Origin of the sequence: Hydrogenibacillus schlegelii, from assembly GCF_001653195.1 — a bacterium.
In the GTDB taxonomy this organism is placed as follows: Bacteria; Bacillota; Bacilli; order Thermicanales; family DSM-22653; genus Hydrogenibacillus; species Hydrogenibacillus schlegelii.
Window position 1 is genome coordinate 1 of the sequence record NZ_JXBB01000015.1, and the last position, 24006, is coordinate 24006.

General features: G+C 65.9%; 19 protein-coding genes and 1 pseudogene. 18 read left to right on the forward strand and 2 right to left on the reverse strand.

Annotated elements, in window-relative coordinates:
- The first annotated feature begins 584 nt into the window (after positions 1-584).
- The 6 genes from SA87_RS05795 (at position 585) to SA87_RS12610 (ending at position 10283) form a co-directional block, all read left to right on the forward strand.
- Entirely contained in the window at positions 585-1967 is a 1383-nt protein-coding gene (locus tag SA87_RS05795) for an exonuclease SbcCD subunit D (protein WP_066200553.1), read from the forward strand.
- Complete coding sequence (locus SA87_RS05800) at positions 1942-5904, forward strand: AAA family ATPase (RefSeq protein WP_066200556.1); 3963 nt, start codon at positions 1942-1944, stop codon at positions 5902-5904. The genes SA87_RS05795 and SA87_RS05800 overlap by 26 nt, the downstream gene beginning before the upstream one ends.
- 21 nt (positions 5905-5925) lie before the next feature.
- Entirely contained in the window at positions 5926-7230 is a 1305-nt protein-coding gene (locus tag SA87_RS13480; protein WP_066200558.1) for a DUF4236 domain-containing protein, read from the forward strand.
- Between the two features lie 66 nt (positions 7231-7296).
- A complete protein-coding gene (locus SA87_RS05810; protein WP_066441386.1) occupies positions 7297-7911 on the forward strand; it encodes a LytTR family DNA-binding domain-containing protein in 615 nt (204 codons plus the stop codon).
- Positions 7912-8159: 248 nt separating this feature from the next.
- Entirely contained in the window at positions 8160-9689 is a 1530-nt protein-coding gene (gene scpC / locus SA87_RS05815) for a succinyl-CoA:acetate CoA-transferase ScpC (protein WP_066200625.1), read from the forward strand.
- A gap of 123 nt (positions 9690-9812) precedes the next feature.
- Positions 9813-10283: a PCYCGC motif-containing (lipo)protein gene (locus SA87_RS12610; RefSeq protein WP_066441390.1), complete on the forward strand. Its 471-nt coding sequence runs from the start codon at positions 9813-9815 to the stop codon at positions 10281-10283.
- 54 nt (positions 10284-10337) lie between these two features.
- Here SA87_RS12610 and SA87_RS13485 read toward each other — a convergent pair whose 3' ends face one another.
- A complete protein-coding gene (locus tag SA87_RS13485; RefSeq protein WP_169793273.1) occupies positions 10338-10478 on the reverse strand; it encodes a hypothetical protein in 141 nt (46 codons plus the stop codon).
- A gap of 578 nt (positions 10479-11056) precedes the next feature.
- Here SA87_RS13485 and SA87_RS05820 point away from each other — a divergent pair.
- The 11 genes and pseudogenes from SA87_RS05820 to rbsB all read left to right on the forward strand — a co-directional run bounded on the left by SA87_RS05820 (position 11057) and on the right by rbsB (position 21871).
- Positions 11057-12430, forward strand: a complete 1374-nt coding sequence (locus tag SA87_RS05820) for an ISLre2 family transposase (RefSeq protein ID WP_169816915.1) — start codon at positions 11057-11059, stop codon at positions 12428-12430.
- Between the two features lie 56 nt (positions 12431-12486).
- The gene (locus SA87_RS05830) at positions 12487-13350 is read left to right on the forward strand and encodes an IS3 family transposase (RefSeq protein ID WP_245637665.1); all 864 of its coding nucleotides are present in this window, start codon (positions 12487-12489) and stop codon (positions 13348-13350) included.
- A gap of 120 nt (positions 13351-13470) precedes the next feature.
- A complete protein-coding gene (locus SA87_RS05835; protein WP_169816916.1) occupies positions 13471-13764 on the forward strand; it encodes a hypothetical protein in 294 nt (97 codons plus the stop codon).
- A 268-nt stretch (positions 13765-14032) separates the two neighbouring features.
- A pseudogene (tnpA, locus tag SA87_RS12615) lies at positions 14033-14440 on the forward strand (IS200/IS605 family transposase); the annotation flags it as partial.
- Complete coding sequence (locus tag SA87_RS05840) at positions 14440-15504, forward strand: RNA-guided endonuclease TnpB family protein (protein ID WP_066200577.1); 1065 nt, start codon at positions 14440-14442, stop codon at positions 15502-15504. The pseudogene tnpA and the gene SA87_RS05840, both read left to right, overlap by 1 nt.
- A 215-nt stretch (positions 15505-15719) precedes the next feature.
- A complete protein-coding gene (locus tag SA87_RS05845) occupies positions 15720-16781 on the forward strand; it encodes a LacI family DNA-binding transcriptional regulator (protein ID WP_082718303.1) in 1062 nt (353 codons plus the stop codon).
- A 42-nt stretch (positions 16782-16823) separates the two neighbouring features.
- Positions 16824-17780, forward strand: a complete 957-nt coding sequence (gene rbsK, locus SA87_RS05850; RefSeq protein ID WP_066200580.1) for a ribokinase — start codon at positions 16824-16826, stop codon at positions 17778-17780.
- 6 nt (positions 17781-17786) lie between these two features.
- Positions 17787-18182, forward strand: coding sequence for a D-ribose pyranase (gene rbsD / locus SA87_RS05855; RefSeq protein ID WP_066200583.1), 396 nt, complete (start codon positions 17787-17789; stop codon positions 18180-18182).
- Between the two features lie 11 nt (positions 18183-18193).
- Entirely contained in the window at positions 18194-19687 is a 1494-nt protein-coding gene (locus tag SA87_RS05860) for a sugar ABC transporter ATP-binding protein (RefSeq protein ID WP_066200585.1), read from the forward strand.
- A gap of 13 nt (positions 19688-19700) precedes the next feature.
- A complete protein-coding gene (locus tag SA87_RS05865; RefSeq protein ID WP_066200588.1) occupies positions 19701-20636 on the forward strand; it encodes an ABC transporter permease subunit in 936 nt (311 codons plus the stop codon).
- Between the two features lie 263 nt (positions 20637-20899).
- Positions 20900-21871, forward strand: a complete 972-nt coding sequence (rbsB, locus tag SA87_RS05870; RefSeq protein ID WP_066200591.1) for a ribose ABC transporter substrate-binding protein RbsB — start codon at positions 20900-20902, stop codon at positions 21869-21871.
- Between the two features lie 93 nt (positions 21872-21964).
- Here the strand turns inward: rbsB and SA87_RS05875 are convergent, their stop codons facing one another.
- On the reverse strand, positions 21965-23041 hold the full coding sequence (locus tag SA87_RS05875; protein WP_066200594.1) for a galactokinase: 1077 nt from the start codon (positions 23039-23041) through the stop codon (positions 21965-21967).
- 231 nt (positions 23042-23272) lie between these two features.
- Here SA87_RS05875 and SA87_RS05885 point away from each other — a divergent pair, with 231 nt between their 5' ends.
- On the forward strand, positions 23273-24001 hold the full coding sequence (locus SA87_RS05885; RefSeq protein WP_211258060.1) for a response regulator transcription factor: 729 nt from the start codon (positions 23273-23275) through the stop codon (positions 23999-24001).
- The last annotated feature ends 5 nt before the right edge of the window (positions 24002-24006 follow it).

The following is a 24006-nucleotide window of genomic DNA, read 5'->3' on the forward strand; positions in this document are numbered from 1 at the left end:
TGCCGGAAGTGCGGCTACCGCGGACACGCGGATGCCGTCGGCGCCTGGAATATCAGCCTCGCGATTAGCGGCCTGGCCGAGGCGGCGTAAGCCGCCGTTCGAGGGCCGCCGCCCGGTGCGGTAACGCTTTTCGGCGGAACGCAGCCGGGGCGGGCCGATGACCCGGCCCAGATGGCGCTGCGATGAGGCCGAAGCTGAAAGGCATGAGGCCGAGCAAGCGCTAACCTCCCCGTGGGAATCCCCGGAATTCATTCCGGGGAGGAGGTCAATCTCAATCTCAGAGTGGTATGATCAGGTTGTCGGTTCAGTACGAGGGTAACCGAAAAGGGACAGAAGCGGGGGATCGCCGATTGTCGTCATAGGATCGAACAGAAGGACAGACGATGCGTCGGCTCGACACGGTAGCAAGGAGCCGGGAGTCGGCCCTTGTGAGCGACAGGCCGGTCAGACAAGTCGGTCAAAAGAAAGAGTCGAATTAAGGCTTGGCGGTTTCCATACCGTAAGGAGCGATTCGAGAGTAAAAATGCTCTTCCATCGAAAGGATTCAGCCGAAAGGATTCCACAGCCCTGAACGGAGGGGATCGATGCGCATTCTCCATACCGCCGACTGGCACTTGGGGAAGACGCTCGAAGGCCGGAGCCGGCAGGACGAGTTCGAAGCGATGGTCGATGAGATGGCGGCGATCGTCCGGGAGGAAGCCGTAGACGTCGTGCTGCTTGCGGGGGACGTCTTCGATGCGCCCAATCCGACGGCGTGGGCGGAGGCGCTCTTTTTTGAGGCGCTGGCGCGGCTTTCGGAGGACGGGCGTCTCGTCGTCGTCATCGCCGGCAACCACGACCAGCCGGAGCGCCTGGCAGCGGCCCGGCCCCTCATCGTCGGGAGCCCCCGACGCATCTTGCTCATCGGCCCGCTCGATGCGGACGGCGCCGCAGCCGGTGAACCCGATGCCGGGGCCGGCGCCGCCGCGGCGGGCGGTCGGCCGGCGGCGCGTCGGGAAGCAGGGCGGGAGAGGCAGAGCGGGCTTGACGAGTCGGCGGGCCGGGCAGAGACGGAGCGCTTCCGGCCGCTTTCGCTCGTCGTCCCCCGCACCGGGGAGCGGCTTGTCGTGGCGGCGCTTCCGTTTCCGTCCGAACGGCGCCTCGGGACGCTTTTTTCCGCCGATCCGGCCGCCGAGGCCATGCAGGACGCCTACGACCGGCGGGTGCGGGCGCTCCTTCAGGGGATGGCCGGTGCCTTTCGACCGGATGCGGTGAACGTCGTCCTCACCCATCTCTTCGTCGCCGGTGGGGAGACGAGCGATTCGGAGCAGCCGATCCAGCTCGGCGGCGCGTACACGGTACGGCCGGAAAGTTTTCCGGTCGCCCACTACGTCGCCCTCGGGCATCTGCATCGGCCGCAGTGGGTGGCGGGGGCGCCGGCGCCGGTGCGCTATGCCGGGGCTCCCCTTCAGCTCGGCTTTTCCGAGGCCGGCTTCGCCAAGTCGGCGACGGTGCTGGAACTTCGGCCGGGGGCGCCGGTGCCGGCGCCCGAAGGTCGACCGGGCGCCGGAGGGGGGCAGGTGAAGGAGGTGTTTCTTTCCTCCGGGCGGCCCCTCGTCCGCTGGCGGGCGGAAGGCGGACTCGCGCCGGTCTGGCGCCGGATCGAGCGGGGCGACGATCCGACGGCGTGGATCGAGCTGGAGCTCGCCCTGCCTTCCGGTGCCGACCTGCCGGGCGAGGAGGAAATCCGGCGGCTTAGGGCGGCCCGCCCGGGGATCGTCGGGATCCGCTTCGCCATCGCGCCGGTCGGGCCCGCCGCCGGGGCGGTTCGCCTCCGGGAGCTTCCGTGGGATGAGCGGTTCCGCCGGTTTTACCGGGAGAAAACCGGTGCGGAGCCGGGGGAGGAGCTCGTGAAGCTCTTTCTTGCCTACCTGAACGAGCTGGAGACGGAGGAGGACGGCGATGCGGCCGCTTCGGCTGGAATTTGAAGGTCTGCACAGCTACCGGGAAAAGGCGGTCATCGATTTTCGGCCGCTCACTCGGGCGGGGCTTTTCGGCATTTTCGGACCGACGGGGAGCGGCAAATCGACGATTCTCGACGCCATCACCCTCGCCCTGTACGGGACCGTCGTCCGGGCGGAACGGGGGACATCCGGCATTTTGAACGTCGACGCCGACGGGCTTGCCGTCGCCTTCGACTTCGCCCTCGCCGGGACCGCCTACCGCGTCGAGCGCCGCTACCGCCGGCCTTCGGGGCGCGGGGAGCGCCTCGACGGAGAGCGGAAAGAGGCGGGAGACGGAGCCTCCTTTGGCTTGAAAAACGAAAGCGCCCGCCTCCTCCGCCTGAAGGGACCGGCGCCGGAGGAAGCGGTCCCGCTCGAGGTGCTGGCGGAAAAGCCGCGGGAGGTCGATCGGGCCGTCGTGCGGCTGATCGGGCTGACGGGTGACGATTTTACCCGGGCGGTGGTGCTGCCGCAGGGGCGGTTTCACGAATTTTTGACCCTCAAGGGCAAAGACCGGCGGGAGATGCTCGAGCGCATCCTGAACCTGGAACGGTACGGGAAAGCGCTTTACGATCGGGTCAACGCCCGGGCTCGGGCGCTCGAGTCGGAGCGGGAGGTCAAAGCGGCGGAGCGGACCGGCCTCGGCGACGCGTCCCGGGAGGCGCTGGAGGCGGCGAAGGCGGCCCATGCCCGGGCGGAAGCCGAGCGGGCGGCGGCGGAAGGGCGGCTTCAGGCGCTCCGGGCGGAGGTCGAGGCGCTGCGGAAGGTCCGGGAGCTCCAGGATAAAGAAGCGGAGCTCGAGGCGGCCCTTCGGCGCCACCGGGCCCGGGCGCCGGAGATCGAAGCCATGCGGGAAGCGCTTCGCCGGGCGGAGGCGGCGGCCCATCTCCGGCCGTACGCCGAGGCGCTGGTTCGAGAAGCGGATCGGCTTCAGGCCGTCTTCCGCGTCCGGGAGGCAGCGCGGGCGAAGGCGGTCGAGGCGGCCTCCCGGCTCGAGCAGGCGGAGGCCGATCTCACTGCCCGCCGCGAGCGGGCGGAGGCGCTCCGGCCGGACCTTCTCCGGCAGGCGGAACGGTATCGGACGGCCGAAGCCCGGGCGGCCCGCCTTCTTGCGCTGGAGGCGGAGATCGCCGAGGAGAAACGGAAGCGGGATCTGGCGGCCGCCGAAACGGCGGCCCATGAGCGGACGCTCATGCGTCTCAAAGCCGAGGAGGCGGCGAAAAAAGAACGGATCCGGGCGCTGAAGGCGGAGGTGGAGCGGCTTACGCTTCCGGAGGAGCGGCGAAAGCGGCTCGATGACGCCTGGCAGGCGGCCGAGCGGCTCCGGCAGGCGGAAGAGGCGGCCGAGACGGGTTCGACGCGGGCGGCGGAGGCCCGCGAGGCCGCCGCCCGCGAGATCGGGGCGGCCGCCTCGAGCTTTGAGCGGCTGGCCCGGACGGTAAGCGACGGTCGTGCGCGGGTCGCCGCGGCAAAGGGGCGCCTTGCGGTCGCCGCGTCCCTTTTGGCCGACGCCCTTCCGAAACTTTCGGCGGCCCTTGAAAAGGCGGAGGAGGTCGTGCGGCTCCGGCAAAAGGCGGCGGAGCGGGACGGCTTCATCCGGGAACTCGCGTCGCACCTCGTCGACGGCATCCCGTGCCCGGTCTGCGGCTCTTCGCACCATCCGGCCCCGGCCCATCTCCGACCGGAGGCCGCCCATGGGGCCGGGGCGACGGCGGCGTTCGCGGCGGAGGTCGGCGAGCTCGGAAAGGCATGGCTCGTCGTCCGAAGTACCCTTCAGGCGCGAAGCGAGGCGCTTTCCGCAAGCCGCGCGGCGGTCGCCGATCGGCTGACCTCCGCGGAGAAGTCGCTGGCCGAAGGGAGGCGGCTCCTCGCCACAGGGCCGATCTCCTCCGACGGAGGGGCGACGGCGCTTGAGTCGGGCGCGGCGCCGGATCCGGCGTCTTCTGGGGCGCCGGGCGCGGCGCCGAACCTCGCGCCGGAGGCCGTCCCGGAAGCTTTGGCGGAGTCGACGGAAGATTTAGCGGAGGCGGCGGCGACGGCGATCCCCGAAGCGGAAAAAGGCGCGACGCCGGAGACGTTCGGGGATCGGCCGGGGACGCCCGACGGCCGGGGCGGGGCGGCCGCCCGGGCGGAAGCGGCGGTGCGGGCTGCCCTTTCGGCCGTGGAACGACTCGCCCCCGATCCGGCCGCGCCTTTTGGACCGGATGAAGCCCCGACCTTGAACCCGGGTGCGGCCTCCTCCCTCGGTCCGGAGGCGACGGGGCAACTCACCGGGGAAGCGCCGGGCGTCGCCGGGGCGGATGCGTTGCGAGAGCTTCGGGCGGCGGTCGAGGCGCTGGGGGCGTTCGCCGAAGATCTGGAAACCGCGCGTCGGGGGCTGGAGGCGTTCGTCCGGACGCTTGACGCGCAAGATAAAGCGTTCGCCCTGCGGCTGGAGGCGGCGCGGCGCGCCCGGGATGAGGCCGCCCGGGCGGAAGAAGAAGCCCGGGAGAAAGCCCAAGCCCGGAAGGCGGCGGCCGAAGCGTATGCGGCCCGCTTTCCCGACCTGCCGTGGTCGGACGTCGACCGGCTTCGGGAAGCGGCCTTCCGGCAGGCCCGGGAGGCCGAGGCGTACCGGCAAGCGCTCGAGCAGGCGATGGTCGAACTCGAGCAACTCCGTAAGGCGCAGACGGAGGCGCAGGCGGTCCTGGAGGCGGCCGGGGCGGCCCTCGCCCGCCACGAGGCAGAGCTTCGGGCGCGGGAGGTGCAGGCCGGAGAACTGAAACGGGAGCTTGCGGTCCTCACCGGCGGCCGCCCGCCGGAAGGACTTCGTCAGGCGGTGGAAGCCGAGCTTAAGGCCCTCGACGAGGCGGTCCGGCGGGCGGAAGCGGCGGCGGCGGCGGCCCGGGAGGCGCATCGGGCGGCCGAAAAGGAACTTTCGTCCGCCGAAAGCGCCCTTCAGGAGACCCGGCATCGTCTGGAGCAGGCGAAGGCTGCCTGGGACAGCGTCCGGCCGGAGTACGAAGCGATCGATGCCGGTTTTGCCGATCCGAAGGCGGCGCTTCAGGCCGTGCGAGATGAACGGGAGATGGCGTTTCTTCGGCACGAGCTCGACGGCTACGCCCGGGAAGGGGCGGCGCTCGAAGCCCGGCGGGCGGAAGCAGCGGCGGCGCTCGAGGCGGCGTTTCGCGACGCCCAGCCCGCGGCCGTCCTTCGCGAGACTTTGTTTCCCGCCGGGACATCGCCGGCCGTCTCCGGCGGCCGGCTCCCGTCGGCGGTCTTCGAAGCGGCCGAGGCGGCCCTGCGGGAGCAGGAGGTGGCCGTTCAGAGGGCCACGGAACGGGTCGGGGAGGCGGCGGAAAAGCTCGCCGCGCTTCAGGCCCGCCACGCGCGCTACCTCGCCCTGACCGCCGAGCTGGAGCGGCTGGAGAAGGCGGTCGTCCTTCACAAGCAGCTCTTGAAAGCGCTCGAGGGACGGGCGTTCGTCGAGTACCTCGCCCGGGAGGAGCTCGTCGCCTTGAGCCGGGCCGCTTCCGAACGGCTCCAGGGGCTGACCGGCGGGCGACTTTCGCTGGAGGTCGACTCCGAGTCCAATTTCGTCGTCCGGGACTATTTGCGGGGCGGCCGCCTCCGGCCGGTGTCTTCCTTGTCCGGCGGAGAGACGTTTCTCGCCTCGCTGGCGCTGGCGCTGGCGCTCTCGTACGCCGTTCAGCTGAAGGGGACGGATCCGCTCGAGTTTTTCTTTCTCGATGAGGGCTTCGGCACCCTCGATCCGGAGGCGCTCGAGGTCGTCATCGGGACGCTCATGCGGCTTTCGTCGGAGCGGATGGCGGTCGGCGTCATCACCCACGTGCCGGCGTTTCGGGAGCGCATCCCGCACCGGCTCATCGTCGAGCCGGCGGACGAGTCGCGCGGTTCGCGGGTGCGCTTTGAAGTGATGTGACCTGCCGAAGGAGGGATGGCGATGGGGCTTCGCTTTTCCCGGCGCGTGCGGCTGGCCAAGGGGGTGTCCTTGAACGTTTCGAAACGGGGGGTGGGCCTAAGCGTCGGCGTCCGCGGTTTTCGCGTCGGGGTCGGCCCCCGCGGGCCGTACGTTTCGGCGGGGATCCCGGGAACGGGCCTCTATGCGGTCGAGTCCCTTAAGAAGGGGTCCCGCCCCAAAGCGCATCGGGCGCCGCGAACGGAGAAGGTCAACTTCCCGGTCTCCGACGGGTTTCTTTCCGGCGGGCCGCTGGCGACGCGGCTGGGGGCGCGGGCGTTTGCCCTGCCTGCCTGGACGCCCGGTCTGGCGCAGGCGACCCGCTCGCCGGAAGAGACGGGCGGGTCGCCAGAAGGCTTTTGGCATCCGCGGCTTTCTCCGGAGGTTCTCGCGGCGCTTCGGGAGGGGCTCCGGCCGCCGTTTTGGGCTCGCCTTCGCCCCTGGCTGGTCGGTCTGACCGTGACGTTCGCCCTGTTCGGCCACCGGCTCCTTGCGTTTGCCCTGGTGCTCGGGCTTCTGTACGAGTGGCCGTATCGCCGCCGCGGTACGGCGGCGGGGGCGCGCCTTCGGCGCCGGCTGCGCCGGGCCTTGGATCGCCGGGAGTGGGGTGCCGTGCGAGCGCTCGCGGCGCCCGGCGACGACAATGCGCCGCCGTGGAGCGGTCCGTGGCGGGACGACGCTTGGACGCTGGCGTTTCGCGCGGCGGCGGCGGATGCCTTCGGCGAGACGAAGGCCGCCGTGGCGTTGTACCGCCGGTATCTCGCCCGCTTTCCGGACGATCCGGCGGCCCGCTTTCGCCTGGGGCTTCTCGACATGGCCCTAAGATCCCGGTCGTCCGTCGCCGTCGAATCGCCCGCCGCCGTCGGATCGCCCGCCGCAGCCGGCCTCCAGGAAGGCGGACTACCGGTCGACGAACGAAGGGACGAACCTTCCGGCTCCGAAGCGCTGGGCGCGGTCGTGCGCGCCTTCGTGGCGGCGGGCCGTTCCGTTCCGCCGACGGCGCTCACGGCGCTGGCGGCCGCCCATCTGACGGAGGGGCACGCCGACGCGGCGCTTGTGCTTCTTGCGCAGGTCAAGGTGCCCAGAAGAGAGGCCGATGCGTGGATCCGGTCGGTCCGATTGCTCCGGGCCAAAGCGCATCTCCTCCTGGGCCGGGAAGCGGCCGCGCGTCGGGAGCTCGCGCTGCTTGCGGCGCTGGGGGAGGGCGGCGGATCGACGGAGGCGCTTTTGGCGTATGTTCGGAAGAAGGATCCGGCCGTCCTGTGGTGCGGAATAATCGATGTTGAATGAAAAAATCGATGGAAGCGAGCAAGGGTGGTCTTGAGGGCCGGCATGGACAAGGGGGCGACATGGGCGATGAAGCTGCCGTCGGTCGTCATCGCCGATGAGGAACGTTATGTCTACTACCGACCGAGCCCGTTCATCGATTTGCACATCCGGCCGGGTGATCCGATCAAGCCCGATTCCGTCACCGAGAAGGCCTTGCGCCTGAACCGCGAGGTCGCCGAACCGCGCGATGCGCGCCTGTTCGGCGTGGCCTATTTTGGCTTCTCCGTTCCGTTGAGCGAAGCGGGCCGCCGCCGGGGCGCCGTCACGCTGGTCTTTCCGCTGGCGGATGGGGAGCGGGCCGCGCTTCCGCCGACGGGCCCGTTTCTCACCGTCTGGAGCCGCGAGCGCTGGATTCCGATCGACTTTGAAGACGTCATCTTCCTGGAGGCGCAAAACCGCAAGACGTTCGTCAGGGCGAGGGACGTTCAGGGCATGCACCGCGAATCGCTTTCCTCCCTGGAGGCATCGCTTCCGGCTGACCGTTTTGCGCGCATCCACCGGGCGTATATCGTCAACGTCCGGCAGATCGCCGAGATCCATCCGTACCCGCATTCCACGTTGCTTCTCGTGATGCGCGACGGTTCGCGCCTGCCGGTGAGCCGAACGTATGCGCCGCTTTTGCGACAGCGGCTCGGCTTCTGAGGCCTGGAGGGACGGGCGGGGCGGACGGCCTGCGCCGCCGGTGCGCCGGTGCGGCGCGCGGCGGTCGCCCCAGCGGCAAGGGAGGGGCGTGCCGGAAGCGCCCGTGCCGCCGGCGTCGCGTTTTGGACCGCTCATGGATGAAAAAAGCCGTTTGGTGTCAAAATACTCGACCGCGGGCCTTGACTCTGCTATGTTGCCTTTTAAAAAGCGCGGAAAGGAGATGAAGGCCCGTGGCGTCGAATGAAGAAATGAAAGCGCTTCTCGGCGATGCCCGTCTTCACGATCGCGTGGTCACGGCGGACGTGGCCGCATCCTGGATCGAGGACGGCATGACGCTCGGCCTAAGCGGATTTACGCGGGCCGGCGAGCCGAAAGCGGTGCCGTTTGCCCTAGTCGAGCGGGCCAGGCAGGCGCCGCTTAAAGTGAACATCATCACCGGCGCGTCGTTAGGCTCGGACGTCGATCGCGTTCTGGCCGAAGCCGGGATCGTCCGCCGGCGTCTGCCGTATCAATCCGACGACGTGATGCGCCGAAAGATCAACCGCGGAGAGATCCTGTACATCGATCAGCATTTGTCCGAGACCGCGGAGTGGATCCGCGACGGCGTGCTGCCGCCGATCGACGTCGCGATCATCGAAGCGCTCGCCGTCACCGAAGCGGGGCTCCTCATCCCGACAACGTCGGTCGGGAATTCGGCAATTTTCGCGCAAAGGGCGCGCCGCGTGATCGTCGAGATCAACACCGCCCAGCCGCGAGGGCTCTACGGCATCCACGACGTGTACGACGTCGGCGTGCGCGGCGCCCGGGCCCCGATCCCCATCATCCGCCCGTCGGACCGCATCGGGCTTCCCGGCATACCCGTCGATCCGGACAAAATCCTTGCCGTCGTCTTCACCCACCGACCCGACTCACCTTCGCCGATCACCCCGCCGGACGGCGATACCGAGCGCATCGCGGCGCACATCCTTCGCTTTTTACGTGATGAAGTCGCCGCCGGGCGGCTTACGCCGCGTCTTGCGCCGCTTCAGGCGGGCATCGGTTCGGTGGCCAACGCCGTCCTGTACGGCCTTCTGGATTCGGAATTCCACGACCTCGAATTTTACTCCGAAGTGCTGCAAGATGCCGTTTTCGATCTGATCGACGCCGGCAAAATCGTCTTTGCCTCGGCGGCGGCCGTCACGCTGACGGAAAAGAAGATGCGGGACGTCTTCGGGCGGTTTGACGCCTATCGCGAACGCCTGGTGCTGAGACCGCAGGAAATTTCGAATCATCCGGAGATCATCCGCCGCCTCGGCCTGATCTCCATCAACACGGCCCTGGAAGCGGACATCTACGGCAACGTCAACTCGACGCACGTGCGCGGCACGCAGATGATGAACGGCATCGGCGGATCGGGCGATTTTGCGCGAAATGCGCGTCTGACCATCTTCGTGACCAAGTCGGTGGCGCAAAACGGCGCCATCTCGCGCATCGTGCCGTTCGTCTCGCACGTCGACCATCCGGAACACGACGTCGACGTCCTCGTCACGGAATACGGCTATGCCGATCTGAGAGGCCTGGCCCCGATCGAGCGGGCGCCGCTCATCATCGAACGGTGCGCGCACCCGGACTATCGCCCGCTGCTTATGGAATATTTCCGCGAAGCGTTGAAGCGCGGCGGGCAGACGCCGCACGTGCTGGAGAAAGCCTTTGCCTTCCACCTCAACTACGAGCGCTACGGATCGATGCGCGCCAAGCCGACGACGGCGTCGATCGAGGCGCCGGTGTCGTCCTCGTGAGGGGAAACGCGCGCCGGTGCCACCGCCTGGAAGACACTCCACGGTGACGAGCGTAGTATAATATTCGGTGCTCCAGGGAATGCCCGCGCCCGTGAGGCAGACTGTGGAAGGAGGGGTGGGCCCTTGCGGACTAAAGGCTTGACCATCTCGCGTTGGACGGGGCTGTGGCTTCTCGCCGCCGCTTCGTTTCTTGCCGGGTGCTCTGCCGAGACGCATCCCGGCGATGGGAGGGAGGCCACAGCTTCCATCGATGTCCTTCCTTCTTTTCTGCACAATGCGCCCGATGACGTTCGGGCGACATACCGTCTTGCCGCGAGGCACGCCGATATGCTTGAGTGGATCCCTTGCACCTGCGGTTGCGGATCGATCGGGCATCGGAGCAACCGCGACTGCTTTATCGCCGAAAGGCGTCCGGACGGTCCGGTGGTATGGGACAGTCACTCGGTCGGCTGCGATGTCTGTTTGAACATTGCGGTGGATGCGGCGCGAATGGCGGAAAGCGGCATGCCGGTGTCGGAAATCCGGAAGGCGATTGACACGAAGTACGGGTCGTTCGGCCCGCCCACCCCGACGCCCGCGCCGCCGGTTTATTAAAGTTAAAAAGGAGAGGGGATCCCCCTCTCCTTTTAAAATCGATCGGCACCGGCTTCAGTAGCCGTAACCGTGCCCGCCGGCGCGCAGGATGATCACGAGCAACACGTAGATGACGATGGCAAAGGCGAAATGTCTGCCGATGCCATGAAAGGCATACCCGTCGCCGGCGCTCGCCGTCGCTTGCGCGAAGCTCATCGATCGGACACCTCCTTGATGGCCGGATCTCGTTCCGGATGAGAAGGGGGAAGGGCGACTCGCGATCCGGGAACGGCGTTGTCTTACCATCCGCCCCACCAGCGACCGTCAAGGACGATGACGAGAAGGACGTAGATGACGATCGCGAAGGCGAACAGGCTGATCCCTCCGTATCCCGGCGCCCCGTACGCGTGTGACATGCGTTTCACCTCCTCTCACTCAGTACGGTATGCATGACGACGGCGTCGGACAGGGAAGTTGTCCGGGGTTGGAAAGCGAAAATATTACACCAACCTGTCGTTCGTACACTGAGGGGGACTTGGGCAAAACAGGCTAAGAAAAAAACGAAGCCAAAGAGGATGAAGCGGTTTTGACGTTTGCCGCCAAACGTTAGGTTCGCTGGGTCGATTTGTCCAAGAGCGTGTAAAGTTTAGGTAGGCAGGCAGGAGTCCACGCTGTTCAAAGCGAATGGAGATCTCACCGAAAAAAATACCGGCCCTTTGGGCCGGTAAGGGAAGGTGATCTCCATGGACTTCTTTCGACGCCTGCTTCCGATTCTCCTTCTGTTCCTTAGCAAAATGCTTCACCTTTCGAGGCGGAATTTCACCTTTTCACAGCTGGAGGAACAGGTGGCCGAGGCGACCCGCTGGCTGGCCCGAGAAGTGATGACGCTCCTTCTGGAACAGGTCGACATCGAGCTGATGGAAGCGCGGGATACCCGGAAGTGGCGACTGGTACACGCCAAAACGCGAAGCATCCTCACCCTGTTTGGGGAGCAACGGAATCGGCGGCGCTTCTATCGAAACACCGAGACCGGCGAGACGGCTTTTTTGCTTGATGACGCGCTTGGTCTTTCTTCTGGGCAACGGGTATCGGACCGGCTGAAAGAGCGGATGGCATGGCTGGCGACGGAAGTGTCTTACCGGCGGGCGGCGGAGATTTTGGCGTCCTGGGTTCCCGGCGTGAGCGCCATGAGCGTGTGGAAGGCGGTGCAGGAGCTGGGGGAAGCGGAGCGCCGGCGGGCCGCGGAGAGCCGGCGGCGGGTGTTTGAGCGGGGCGAAGTGCCGGCCGGGGCGCAGAAAGCTGAAGAGCTTGGCGTCGAAGCGGACGGCGTATGGATTCGGGCGCGGAAAGCGCGGCCGGAAGACGCCGGGTTCCTGGAGATCAAGCTCGGCGTCGCCTATGAAGGGCGGAGTGAGAATGGACGGCTTAAGAACCGGCAGGCGGTCGCCGGCGTGATGGAAGCGGAGGCCTTTTGGGAAGAAACGGTGGCCCAGTTGGGCGAGAGGTGGGATCTGAGCGTCGTTCGGCGGATCTGGCTGGGCGGTGACGGTGAGCGATGGATCAAGGCGGGAACGGCGTGGCTTCCCGGAGCCGTCTTTCGCCTGGACCGCGACCATCTCCGGCGGGCGCTTCTTGAGGCGCTGGGAAGCGACCGGGAAGCGTACGAGCGGGTTGCCGAAGGGATCGCCCAGGGGGACTGGAACGCGGTGGAGGAGGGTTTACGGGAAGCGTGGGTCCGGGCGACGCGGCGGGGAAAAGCGCGCGTGCGTCGACTGGAGCAATACCTCCGTCACAATTGGGAAGGCATTATTGCTCGGTCATGCGCCCCTCAGACTGGACAAATGCTAAAACTATGTTGTATCCTTCTGTCAAAGGAGGGGCGACCTGTGAAACGAACAAAATCCATCCCCGGCTCCATCAAATTCAAAGCGGCTTTGGAACTGATCAAAGGCGAAAAAACGCTCGTCGAACTCTCCCGGGAATACGGCGTTCATCCGAATACCCTCTTGAAGTGGAAGCAAACCCTCCTGGAAAAAGGCGCTGAGCTCTTTGAACCCCCGAACAAAGAGCAGGAATACCAGAAGCGCATTCGTGATTTGGAACAGCTCCTCGGCAAAAAGGAGGTCGAAATCGCGCTCCTAAAAAACTTTCTCGGGCAGGGGAGCTAGATCGACTTTCCCTTCAGGAGCGCATCCGTCTGGCGCAAGAGGCGCTGGCCAGGCGGCTGGCTCCCCTGCCGATTCTCCTCAAGACACTTCGCATTCCACGAGCGACGTGGTATTACCAGAAAAAGCGAGAGGAGGCCGAAAAGAGACGGGCTCTGGCGGACGAAGCGCTCAAAGCGCAGATCGAAGCCATCCTTCAGGAACATCCGGAGTACGGCTATCGCCGCCTCGAGGCCGAGCTTCGGCGGCGGGGAATGGTCGTCAATGGAAAGCGGGTCCGTCGTCTTCTCCACACGTTTGAGCTTTCCCTCACGCGAAAGGTGAGAAAACCGAAGCCCAATCCGCTGCTCGAGACAGTCGTTCTGGCCAAGGAACGGGCGAATCTCGCCCTTCGCCTTCTTTCCGAACGGGAACCAGACGCCTTTGAGGTGCTCTACACCGATTTCACCCAGCTCGTCTATGGCGGCGGGAAGGTTTGGTTTTTGCCGATTCTGGACCATCGGACCCGCATGGTGATCGGATATGCCTTCTCTCCCTCGCCGGATGTTCGGACCGCGCTTCAGGCTTGGGAACGGGCCAAAGCGTTCATCCTGACCCAAAAGAGGGAGCGCCCGAAAGCCATCCTCCATCACGATCAGGGCGGCGCCTTCTTGAGTCACGCGTGGGTCGGTCATCTCCTGCTCGAAGAAGGACAGCGACTGTCGTACAGCCTGCGGGGACCGAAGGAAAATCCCATCGTCGAATCCTTCTTCTCGCGTTTCAAAGCAGAGCATCAAGACCTTCTGCTTGAAGCAAGGAGCATCGAAGCCCTCGATGCGCTTTTGGCCGAACGGATCCGGACCTACAACGAGCATCGGCTGCATTCAAGCCTGCGGTACAAAACGCCCCAAGAAACGCTCAAAGAAGCCCTGAGCACAAGCTAGGTCTGAATCACATAGGGATACCGATCAAATTGTCTAATTTAAGGGGCGCGGCTCCCCCTGCCGGAGGCCTGGCGTCTTGGGGCGGTCGAAGGGGAAGTGTTTCACATCATCGCCCGCCGGATGAAGCGACAGGGGGCGCGGTGGAGCCGTCACGGGGCGGATGCCCTGGCGCGGTTACTGACGGCCCGGGCGAATGGGCGCTTCGGGGAAGCGGGGCGGTCAGAGGCGCAAGGGCGCCGGTCCGAGGCGAAAGAAGCAAAGCCCCGTTGGCGGAAGCCGGATGTCCGGCAGGGGCTGGCTCACGCGGCTGGGGAGTGGCTGCGGGGGCATCTTCCGGCGCTGGAAGGTTCGTTCGCTGGGAAACCGTGGGTGAAGTACGTTTTGCGCGAGCTTACGAGACCGGTCTTCCCATGAGATTGAGCGCGGATTTCCCTTTCGGTGAGATCCCTGCCTACCGAACCTTGACACGGCCTTTGTCCAAAAGGCAGTTGACAACGCCCCCGTTCAAGCTCATAATGATCATAGCCGATAGGTAACCGGTTACATATCGAACCGACGCTCCATCTAACCGGTTACAAAACCCACCGGCGAAAGCCCCGGAGTTCATTCCGGGGATGAAGCCGGTTGTACATTCTTAATACACGTTGTACATTCTTGATACACATGGTAGAATACGTGCATGGTGGAGATAAGGTCCGGAAGACACTCCAGGTATCTCATGCTGTACCACATGGTCTGGATTCCGAAATACAGGCAAACAGTCCTTGAAGGTCCCATGGCCGATCGTCTCAAGGAAATCCTGCAGGAAACGGCGAAAGAACGCGGCTGGGAGATCATCGCCATGGAGGTGATGTCGGACCACGTTCACCACTTTGCTTCCGTGCCGCCGACGATCCGACCGGCCGATGTCGTGAAGGTGTTCAAGGGCGTAAGCGCCCGTAAGCTGCTTCTGGAGTTTCCCCATCTCCAGAAGCGAACCGGGCGCGGCACCCTGTGGGCGCCATCCTACTTCATGGCCACAGCCGGCGATGTTTCCGCCGAAACCATCCGCCGGTACATCGAAGAACAAGACAGAAAGGAGGGGGCTGATTGCAAACCATCACCCTTCGCCTCCGGCTCCATCGCCCGACGCAGGCGAAGATCCGGCGGTATCGGGAACTCGTGGAACGCACGACGTCCTTCGCCAACAATCTCGTCGCCGCCGGGAGGCCAAAGGGACTCACCAGCCGGACGGCGCGGGCGTACCTCGCCGGCGACCTCCCCTCGGCCGTGATCAACCAGGCGCTTCGGGACGTGGCGGCGCATCGGGACGTTCGGACGTTCCGGGTCCTCTGGCCGTCGTTCAACAACCAGAACCTGCGCCTAAAAAAGGTCGGGGACTTCTGGACGGCCGCGTTTCCGACGCAGGCGGGTCGGGTGCGGGTGCCGCTTTCGGTCACGGCGAAGCAGGAAGCCATTCTCTCCCGCCTCGGACGGGACGTCAAGCAGGGCGCGGCAAAGCTGTACGAAAAGCGCGGGCGGTGGTTCCTCGCCCTTTCGGTCACGCTGCCCGTCGAGGAGAAGACGGCTGGGACTGAGTCCGGGAAAATCGCCGGCATCGACATGGGTCTACGCTATCTCGCGGTCGTGAACGCGGGCGGGGAGACGCTCTTTTTCCCCGGCGATCAGGCGGCTTACGTCCGCCGCCGGTATCACGCCCTTCGCCGGCGAATGGGGAAAGCGAAAGCTTTAAAAGCGATCCGTCAAATGAAGGACAAAGAAGCCCGCTGGATGAAAGACCAGGACCACAAGATCAGCCGGGCCATCGTGGACTGGTGCCTCGCCCGTGGCGTGAGCACCATTCGGATGGAAAAGCTGGAAGGCATTCGCCGGCGGAAAACCCGGAAGCGAGACTTCGGGCGATCGCTTCATTCCTGGTCCTTCTACCGGCTTCAGCAGTTTATTGCCTACAAGGCGCGGCTTGTGGGCATTCGGGTGGAGTGGGTGAACCCGAAGGATACCAGCCGGACGTGCCCGCGGTGCGGGTACCGTGCTTCGGAGAACCGGAGCGGCATCCGGTTCCGGTGCCGGAAGTGCGGCTACGAAGCCCACGTGGACGTTGTCGGCGCCTGGAACGTGAGTCTTGCAATTAGCGGCCTGGCCGAGGCGGCGTAAGCCGCCGTTCGAGGGCCGCCGCCCGGTGCGGTAACGCCTTTCGGCGGAACGCAGCCGGGGCGGGCCGTTGACCCGGCCCCGATGGCGCTGCGATGAGGCCGAAGCTGAAAGGCATGGGGCCGAGCAAGCGCTAACCTCCCCGTGGGAATCCCCGGAATTCATTCCGGGGAGGAGGTCAAATATCGCAAAAATGGCTGATTTGCCAACTGACGGAGATGACCGTGCCGACGATCCGCGATGTGGCCCGACTGGCCGGTGTGTCGGTCGCGACGGTGTCGCGCTATCTCAATCACAAAGGTTACGTCAGCCGGGAGACCGCCGAGAAGGTGGAGGCGGCCATTCGGGCGCTCAAGTTCGAACCGAACGAAGTGGCCCGGGGTCTCGCCAATCAGAAATTAAACGCGATCGCGGTCATCCTCCCGGACATCACGAACCCGTTTTTCCCGGAACTCTTGAAGGCGATCGACGAGCAGGCGGAACGTTACGGCTACAACGTCCTCGTCTGGAACGCCCGGTCGCACGCGTCGAAGCGGTCGTCTTACGCCCGGATGATCCGCCAGCAGTACCTCGACGGCGCGATCATCGCGGCCCACGACATCGCCGAAGACGAGATCGCGCGGCTTCAGGCCGAGGCGATCCCCCTCGTCCTCGTCGACCGGCCTTCTGCCCACGGCGTGCCGCAGATCCGGAGCCGGAACCGGGAGGGGGCGCGGCTGGCCGTTCGCCATCTGATGGCGATCGGCGCCGAGAAGATCGCCCATCTCTCCGGGCCGGCCTCGATTCTCCCGGCGGCCGAGCGGAGGCAGGGCTATCTCGACGAAGTCGAGGCGCGCCCCTGGTTTGCGCCGAGCCTCATCGTCGGCGGCGAGCTTTCGATCGAAGGCGGGATGGCGGCCACCGAAGCGCTGCTGGCCCGGCATCCCGACGTCGACGCCATCTTTGCGGCGAACGACCTGATGGCCATCGGCGCGCTCAAGGTGCTTCACCGCCGCGGCATCCGCGTGCCGGAAGACGTCGCCCTCATCGGGTTTGACGACATTCCGCTTGCCGCGGTCGTCGAACCGGAACTTTCCACCGTTCGCCAGCCGGTCGACGTGATGGGGCGGCTGGCCGTCGATCTTTTGCTGCGAAGGTCGAACGCTCGGCCGAAAAAAAAGCATCCCGCGGCGCAGCCGATCGAGCGCCCGGACGATCCGTCGTCTGCGGCCGGCCCGTCCGTTTATGAGCTCGAGGTTACCGTCATCGAGCGCGCCTCAACGTTGCGGAAAAATCGCTGAGAAACATCCGGTGCAAATATGCGGTTCAAAGGAGCGTCGGCGATGCGGCGTCCGCACATTGTCGTCGTCGGCAGTCTGAATCTGGATCTCATCGTCGAAGTCGACCGGCTGCCCGATCAAGGGGAGACGGTGCTCGGGAAAAAAGCGCACATGCTCCCCGGAGGGAAGGGCGCCAATCAGGCCGTCGCCGCCCGGCGCCTCGGCGCCGAGGTCAGCCTCATCGGCGCCGTCGGCCGCGATGCGTTCGGTGCCCGGCTGCTCGAGGCCTTGCGGACCGAGGGGATCGACACCGAGGGGGTCAAGGTCGTTCCGGATGAAGGGTCGGGGCTGGCGTTCATCACCCTGGCCGAAAGGGACAACCGGATCATCGTCGTTCCCGGCGCCAACGCCCGCCTCACCCCGGACGACGTCGACCGGCAGGCGGCGCTTTTCCGGGCGGCGGACGTCGTGCTCGTCCAGCTCGAGATTCCTCTCGAGGCGGTCGAAAAAGCGGTAGAGCTCGCCCGGCGCTCCGGCGTCCGCGTCATCCTGAACCCGGCGCCGGCCCGGCCGCTTCCGGCGACCCTCCTTCGCGCGGTCGACGTCCTGACGCCGAACCGCCTGGAACTGCGCGTCGTAAACGATCTCCCTCCTCCGGCGGTCGAAGCGCCGGAGGAGGAAGCGTCGGCGGCGCTTGAAGCCGGGGTCCGGGCGCTTTTGGCCCGGGGCGTCTCGTCGGTCGTCGTCACCCTCGGCGCGGAGGGCGCCGCTTATGCGATCCGGGATGCGCACGGCAACCCGGGAGGGCTGCACCGCGTTCCGGCGGTTCGGGTGCCGGTCCGCGACACGACCGGCGCCGGCGATGCGTTCAACGGGGCGCTGGCCGTCGCCCTCGCCGAAGGGAGGCCGCTGGGGGAGGCCGTCCGCATGGCGAACCGGGCCGCGGCCATTAAGGTGACGCGCTTCGGCGCTCAGGCGGGCATGCCGACGCGGGCCGAACTCGAACGCTGGCAGGAGTGAGATCGCGTGAAAAAAACCGGCATCCTCAACAGTCATCTCTCGCGGCTGATCGGCGAGCTGGGGCACACGGACCGGATCCTCATCGCCGATGCGGGCTTCCCGATTCCGCCGGGCGTCGAGCGGATCGATCTCGCCGTACGGCCCGGCCTGCCGCCGTTTCTCGAGGTCGTCGAGGCGGTGTTGACCGAACTCGCGGTGGAAAAAGCGCTGGTCGCGGAAGAAATGAGGCAGCAAAGCCCGGCCCTCTATCCCAGGCTCCGGGCGCTCCTCGGCGACGTCCCGATCGAAGCCGTGCCCCACGCGGCGCTGAAAACCGAGGCGACCAGCGTTCGGGCGATCGTCCGAACCGGCGAATTCACGCCGTATGCCAATGTGATCTTGCAGGCCGGGGTCGTTTTTTAGGAGGGGTGGCCATGACGACGCCGCTCGTCGAGATGGAGGGCATCTCGAAATCGTTCCACGGGGTCGAAGTGCTCCGCGACGTCGGCTTTACCCTGTATGCCGGTGAAGTGCACGCCCTCCTCGGAGAAAACGGCGCGGGCAAATCGACGCTGATGAAAATTCTTTCCGGGATCTACCGGAAAGATCGCGGCGTCATTCGCATCCGCGGGGCCATCCAGGAGATCGACAGCCCGCGCCGGGCGGCGGAGCTGGGAATCGCCGTCATCCACCAGGAGCTCGACCTCGTGCCGACGCTGACGGTGGCGGAAAACATTTTCCTCGGCCGGGAACCCCGTCGCCGCCGGAGGGTGGGGCTCGATCGGGGACGGATGCTCCGGGAAGCCCGCGAGATGCTGGAACTTTTGGGCATGGACCTCGATCCCGCGCTTCCGGTCGAACGGCTTTCGATGGCCGAGCAGCAGATGGTCGAAATCGCCAGGGCCCTTTTGCGGAAAAGTGAAATCCTGATCCTGGACGAACCGACCGCCGCGCTCACGGAGCGGGAAATCGACCATCTCTTCCGGGTTCTTAGGCGTCTCAAACAGAGCGGGACCGGGATGGTTTATATCTCTCACCGCATGGAAGAGATTTTCCGCCTCAGCGATCGGATCACGGTCCTTCGGGACGGGCGCGTCGTCGCGACGATGCGGACGGAGGAGGCCACGTTCGAGGCGCTGATCCGGCAGATGGTCGGTCGCCCCCTCGAGATGCGCTACCCGAAGAAGTCGGTCGCGCCGGGGCCGGAGCGGCTCGTCGTGGAACATCTGTCCGTGCCCGGGAAGCTTCACGACATCAGCTTTGCCGTTCGCCGGGGCGAGATCCTGGGCGTCGCCGGGCTCGTCGGCGCCGGCCGGAGCGAGCTGGCCCGGGCGCTGTTCGGCCTTGAGCCGGTCCGCGGGGGCACCATCCGGCTGGACGGCCGGCCGATCGTGCTCCGGCACCCGAGGGACGCCATCCGGGCGGGCATCGCCTTCGTCCCCGAAGATCGAAAGCGCCAGGGGCTCGTCCTCGACCGATCGGTGCAGGACAACGTGCTGCTCCCCACGCTTTCGAGGCTCTCGCGGTGGGGGTGGCTCGCCAGGGGGCGGGAGCGGGCCGAAGCGGAAACGATGATCGCCCGCCTCTCCATCCGCCCTCCGGACCCGGCGCGGGCCGTCCGCACGCTAAGCGGCGGCAATCAGCAGAAAGTCGTCGTCGGGAAATGGCTGTTTCAAACGCCGAAGGTCCTCATGCTCGACGAGCCGACCCGCGGCGTGGACGTCGGCGCCAAGCGGGAGATGTACGAGATCATGCATGCCCTTGCCCGCGAAGGGGTGGCGATCCTGATGATTTCATCCGACCTGCCGGAACTCCTCGGGATGAGCGATCGCATTCTCGTGCTTCACGAGGGACGGGTGAGCGGGCGTTTTACGCGGTCCGAGGCGACCCAGGAAGCGGTGATGATCGCCATGGCCGGCGGCGCTTGAGGGGGCGGCGAAGATGAAGGCGTTCATCCTGGAGCGGCTTCGGCGATCCGGGCCGCTCCTCGGGCTCATCGTCCTGTCCGTGGCTTTGGCGCTCACGACCCCGCATTTTTTGACCGTGAACAACATCCTGAACGTCCTCCGACAGGTCTCGATCAACGCCCTGATTGCCCTCGGGATGACGTTTGTCATCTTGACCGGCGGGATCGATCTCTCGGTCGGGTCGATGCTGGCGCTCTCCGGCGCTCTGGCGGCGGGGATGATCCACGGCGGGGTGCCTGCGGCCTTGGCGGTGGCGCTCGCGCTCTTCGCCGGGGCGGCGATGGGCGCGGCCAACGGCGTGCTGGTGGCCAGAGGCCGCCTGGCGCCGTTCATCGTGACGCTGGCGACGATGACCGTCTACCGGGGGTTGACCCTCGTCTATACCGACGGCCGGCCGATCACGGGCCTCGGCGATGCGTTTGGCGTCATCGGTCGCGGGTATCTCTTCGACCTTCCGCTCCCGGTGCTCTGGCTGGGGCTGGGGTTTGCCGGCAGTTATCTTCTTTTGAATTCCACCGTCTTCGGCCGGCATGTCTATGCCGTCGGCGGCAACGAAGAAGCCGCGCTCCACTCGGGCGTCGCCACCGATCGGATCAAAATCTGGGTGTACACGATCAGCGGTCTCACCGCGGCCGCCGGCGGCATCATTCTCACGTCCCGGCTGAATTCGGCCCAGCCGACGGCCGGGATGGGCTATGAACTCGACGCCATCGCCGCGGTCGTCCTGGGCGGGACGAGCCTGTCCGGCGGCCGGGGGACGCTGGGGGGGACGCTCGTCGGGGCGCTCATCATCGGCGTGCTGAACAACGGCCTGAACCTGCTCAACGTCTCGTCGTTTTATCAGCAGGTGGTCAAAGGGGCGGTCATTTTGCTCGCCGTCCTGCTGGATCGATCGAAAGCGGGGCGCTGACGACCGGGCGGCGGGCGCTGATGCCGGTGCGGCCGGACCAACCGGATCGACCGCAAATCGGATCGCCCGGAAAGGGGGTGGTGTCCGCCGAGGAGAACGGAGAAGAAGCCCCGGCCGATGCACCGCCCTTCGGCGGAGGTTCGGGGATGAGGGCGAAGCGAGTGCGGCTTCGGGCCTAAAGCGCCGCGAATGGTCCTGGGGAGCGGTCTTGGAGAGAAGAAAAAAGCCGGGAAGACCCATCGAGAAACAGGGGGGAAAAGGCGATGCGTACTCAGCGGCGAATCGGGGTTTTGCTCGTCGTCAGTCTCATGTTTCTGGCGGTTCTTTCGGCTTGCGGTTCCCCCGCCAAGGAGGCGCCCCCGTCGGGCGATGCGGGGCCTTCGTCCGCCGCGGGCGGTTCTGCGCCGGCGGCGGAGGCGAAAGCGAAGATCGGGTTTTCGATCTCGACGCTGAACAATCCGTTTTTCGTCAGCCTGAAAGAAGGCGCCGAAAAGGCGGCCCAAGCGGCCGGGGTGGAGCTCGTCGTCGTCGATGCCAAGGACGATCCGGCGAAACAGGTGAGCGATCTCGAAGATCTGATCCAGCAGAAGGTCGATCTCATCATCCTGAACCCGACGGACGGCGACGCCGTCGTGACGGCGGTGCAGTCGGCCAACGCGGCCGGCATTCCGGTCATCACCGTCGATCGGAGGGCAAACGGCGGAGACGTCGTGGCCCATGTCGCCTCCGACAACTTCAAGGGCGGGGCCCTGGCGGCCGAATTCATCAAGCAGGCGCTGAACGGTCAGGGGAAAGTGGTCGAGCTTCAGGGCATTCCCGGCACGTCGGCCGCCCGGGATCGCGGGGAAGGCTTCCACGACGCCCTCGCCGCCGCGCCCGGCATCGAGATCGTCGCCTCGCAGCCGGCCGATTTTGACCGGGCGAAGGGCCTGCAGGTGATGGAAAATATCCTTCAGAGCCACCCGAACATCGACGCCGTCTTTGCCCATAATGACGAGATGGCCCTCGGTGCCCTGGAGGCGCTGGAGGCGGCCGGGAAAAAGGTGATCGTCGTCGGCTTTGACGCGACGGAAGACGCTCGGAAGGCGGTTGAAGCGGGGCGCCTGGCGGCGACGATCGCCCAGCGGCCGGAGGAGATGGGAAAGATCGCCGTCGAGACGGCCGTCAAGGTCTTGCACGGGGAGACGGTCGACAAGAACATTCCGGTGCCCCTCGATCTGGTCACCAAGTCATAAGCGATCTCAATATAAGCGGTCTCAACCGCGGCAGAGGAGGGGACCCCCTCGGGAGCGGAGGGAATCCCCTCCTTTTTTCATGAAAAAAGATCGCTATGTTCGCTCACGCGCCCCGTCGCCGAGCGAAAAACGGTAGAACTTCGCTTCCAGGCCCGTAAGGTGCCGATATCGCGGGCCGACGTCGGCGATCAGCGCCGGCCCTTGATCTCGGTGCACGAGCGCGAGCACCGAGCCGCCAAAGCCGGCGCCCATCATCCGGGCGCCGAGGACGCCGGGCGCTTTGAGCAGAAGCTCGACGAGGGCGTCGATTTCCGGGCGGGTGACTTCAAAGAGAGATTGGAGCGACCGATGGGTTGCGGTAAGGAGCGCAGCAAAGGTGCGCAGATCACCGCTTCGGAGGGCATCCCGCGCTTTTAACACGCGGTCGTTTTCGGCGACGATGTGGTCGACGCGGCGAAGCGGAGCGCTCTCAGGCAAGAGAGGGCGAATCGCCGCCCATTCCTCTGGCCGGAGCGCTCCCAGGTGGGTGAGGGTCGGGCGGTGTCGACGGATCCACGATAAGGCCTGCTCGACTTCGTTGAGCCGATCGTTGTAGGCGGAATGGCGAAGGGACCGGCGTTTTCCGGAATCGATGACCACGAGAACATATGGTTCCGGAGAAAAGGGAATCCATTCATAAGCCAGCGTGTGGGTGTCCAGAAAGAGCGCATGATTTTGCTTGCCGTAAGAGGCGGCGAAATGGTCCATGAGGCCGCATGCGACACCGACCGTTTCGTTTTCCGCCCTTTGCCCGATTTTCGCCCAGTGCTCTGGGCCGAGCGCCGTTTGGCCGAAGGTGTCGAAGATGAGCGCGATCAAAACCGTCAGCGACGCCGAGGAGGAAAGACCGGCGCCGACGGGAAGATCGCTGACGAGTTCGACGTTCATCCCGGGAAGGTCCGCAATCGGTCGGCCGGCGGCGCTTGCCACCTCCAACCAGGCGATGATCGCGCCGCGAACGTATTCGCCCCATCCGTCATCGCTTCGATCGACCACTCGGACCTCCCCGTGTTTGAGAGCACGGCGATCGATCTGAAGCCGCCCGGGAAATGACCGGGAGACGAACGTGATCGTCTCCCCGTTGTGGACGTTCACGACGCCCGTCGTGCCGGCGTCGATGGCCGCCGGCATGACGAGCCCTCCGGTCCTGCTGAAGGCCGACGAGGTGCGGCGGCCGGTGTTCGAGACGACGGTGATCCACGCGGAGGCGGCGGTCGAGGGGCCCCTCGGGGGCGGGGGATACGGGGCAGACGGTTTGAAACGGGCAGGCGAGGTGTTCGGAAGGCGGGCGGGCCGATTCTCGGCGCCGCTTTTTAACCGTTGCTTAACATTCGCTGTGGTAATAAAGAGAAGGGACCGTGCATGAACGATGAAGCATTGGCGGTTCGGGGGCTCGATGCCATGCGCCTTCTTCTCGTGGAGGATGAAGCGGACTTTGCGCAGGCGCTTGCTCGAAGGCTTTCGCGGGAAGGATTTGCCGTCGATATCGTCCACGACGGCGAAGCGGCTTTAGAGCTGGCGGACGTACATGCCTATGACCTGGTGCTTCTCGATCTCAACCTTCCCAAGATTGACGGACTTGACGTTTGCCGGGCGCTCCGGGCAAAACGGCCGGAGCTTTTTATCATCATGCTGACGGCGCGCGATGGGCTCCAGGATAAGATCGCCGGGCTGGAAGAAGGCGCCGATGACTACATCGTCAAACCCTTTCATTTCGCCGAACTTCTCGCCCGCATTCACGCCGTTCTCCGGCGCGATCCGCGCGCTCGCACGCCGGTTTTGACCGTCGGAACGCTGCGCCTCGATCCGCTGCGGCGCCTCGCCTGGCGGGGAGATGAGCGGCTGTCGTTGACGAAGAAAGAATTCGCCATCTTGGAATATCTCATGCGGCGTCCCGGCGAAGTCGTCACGCAGGAAGATCTGCTGGAACACGTCTGGGATGCATCGGCGAATCCGTTCACCGCCAGCGTTCGCGTACACATCCATGCGCTTCGGCGAAAGCTCGGCGACAGCGCCGATGCGCCGCGGTACATCGAAACTGTCCCCGGCGGGTATCGGTTGCGCACGGACGAATCCGAATCGAGGAGGTGAAGATG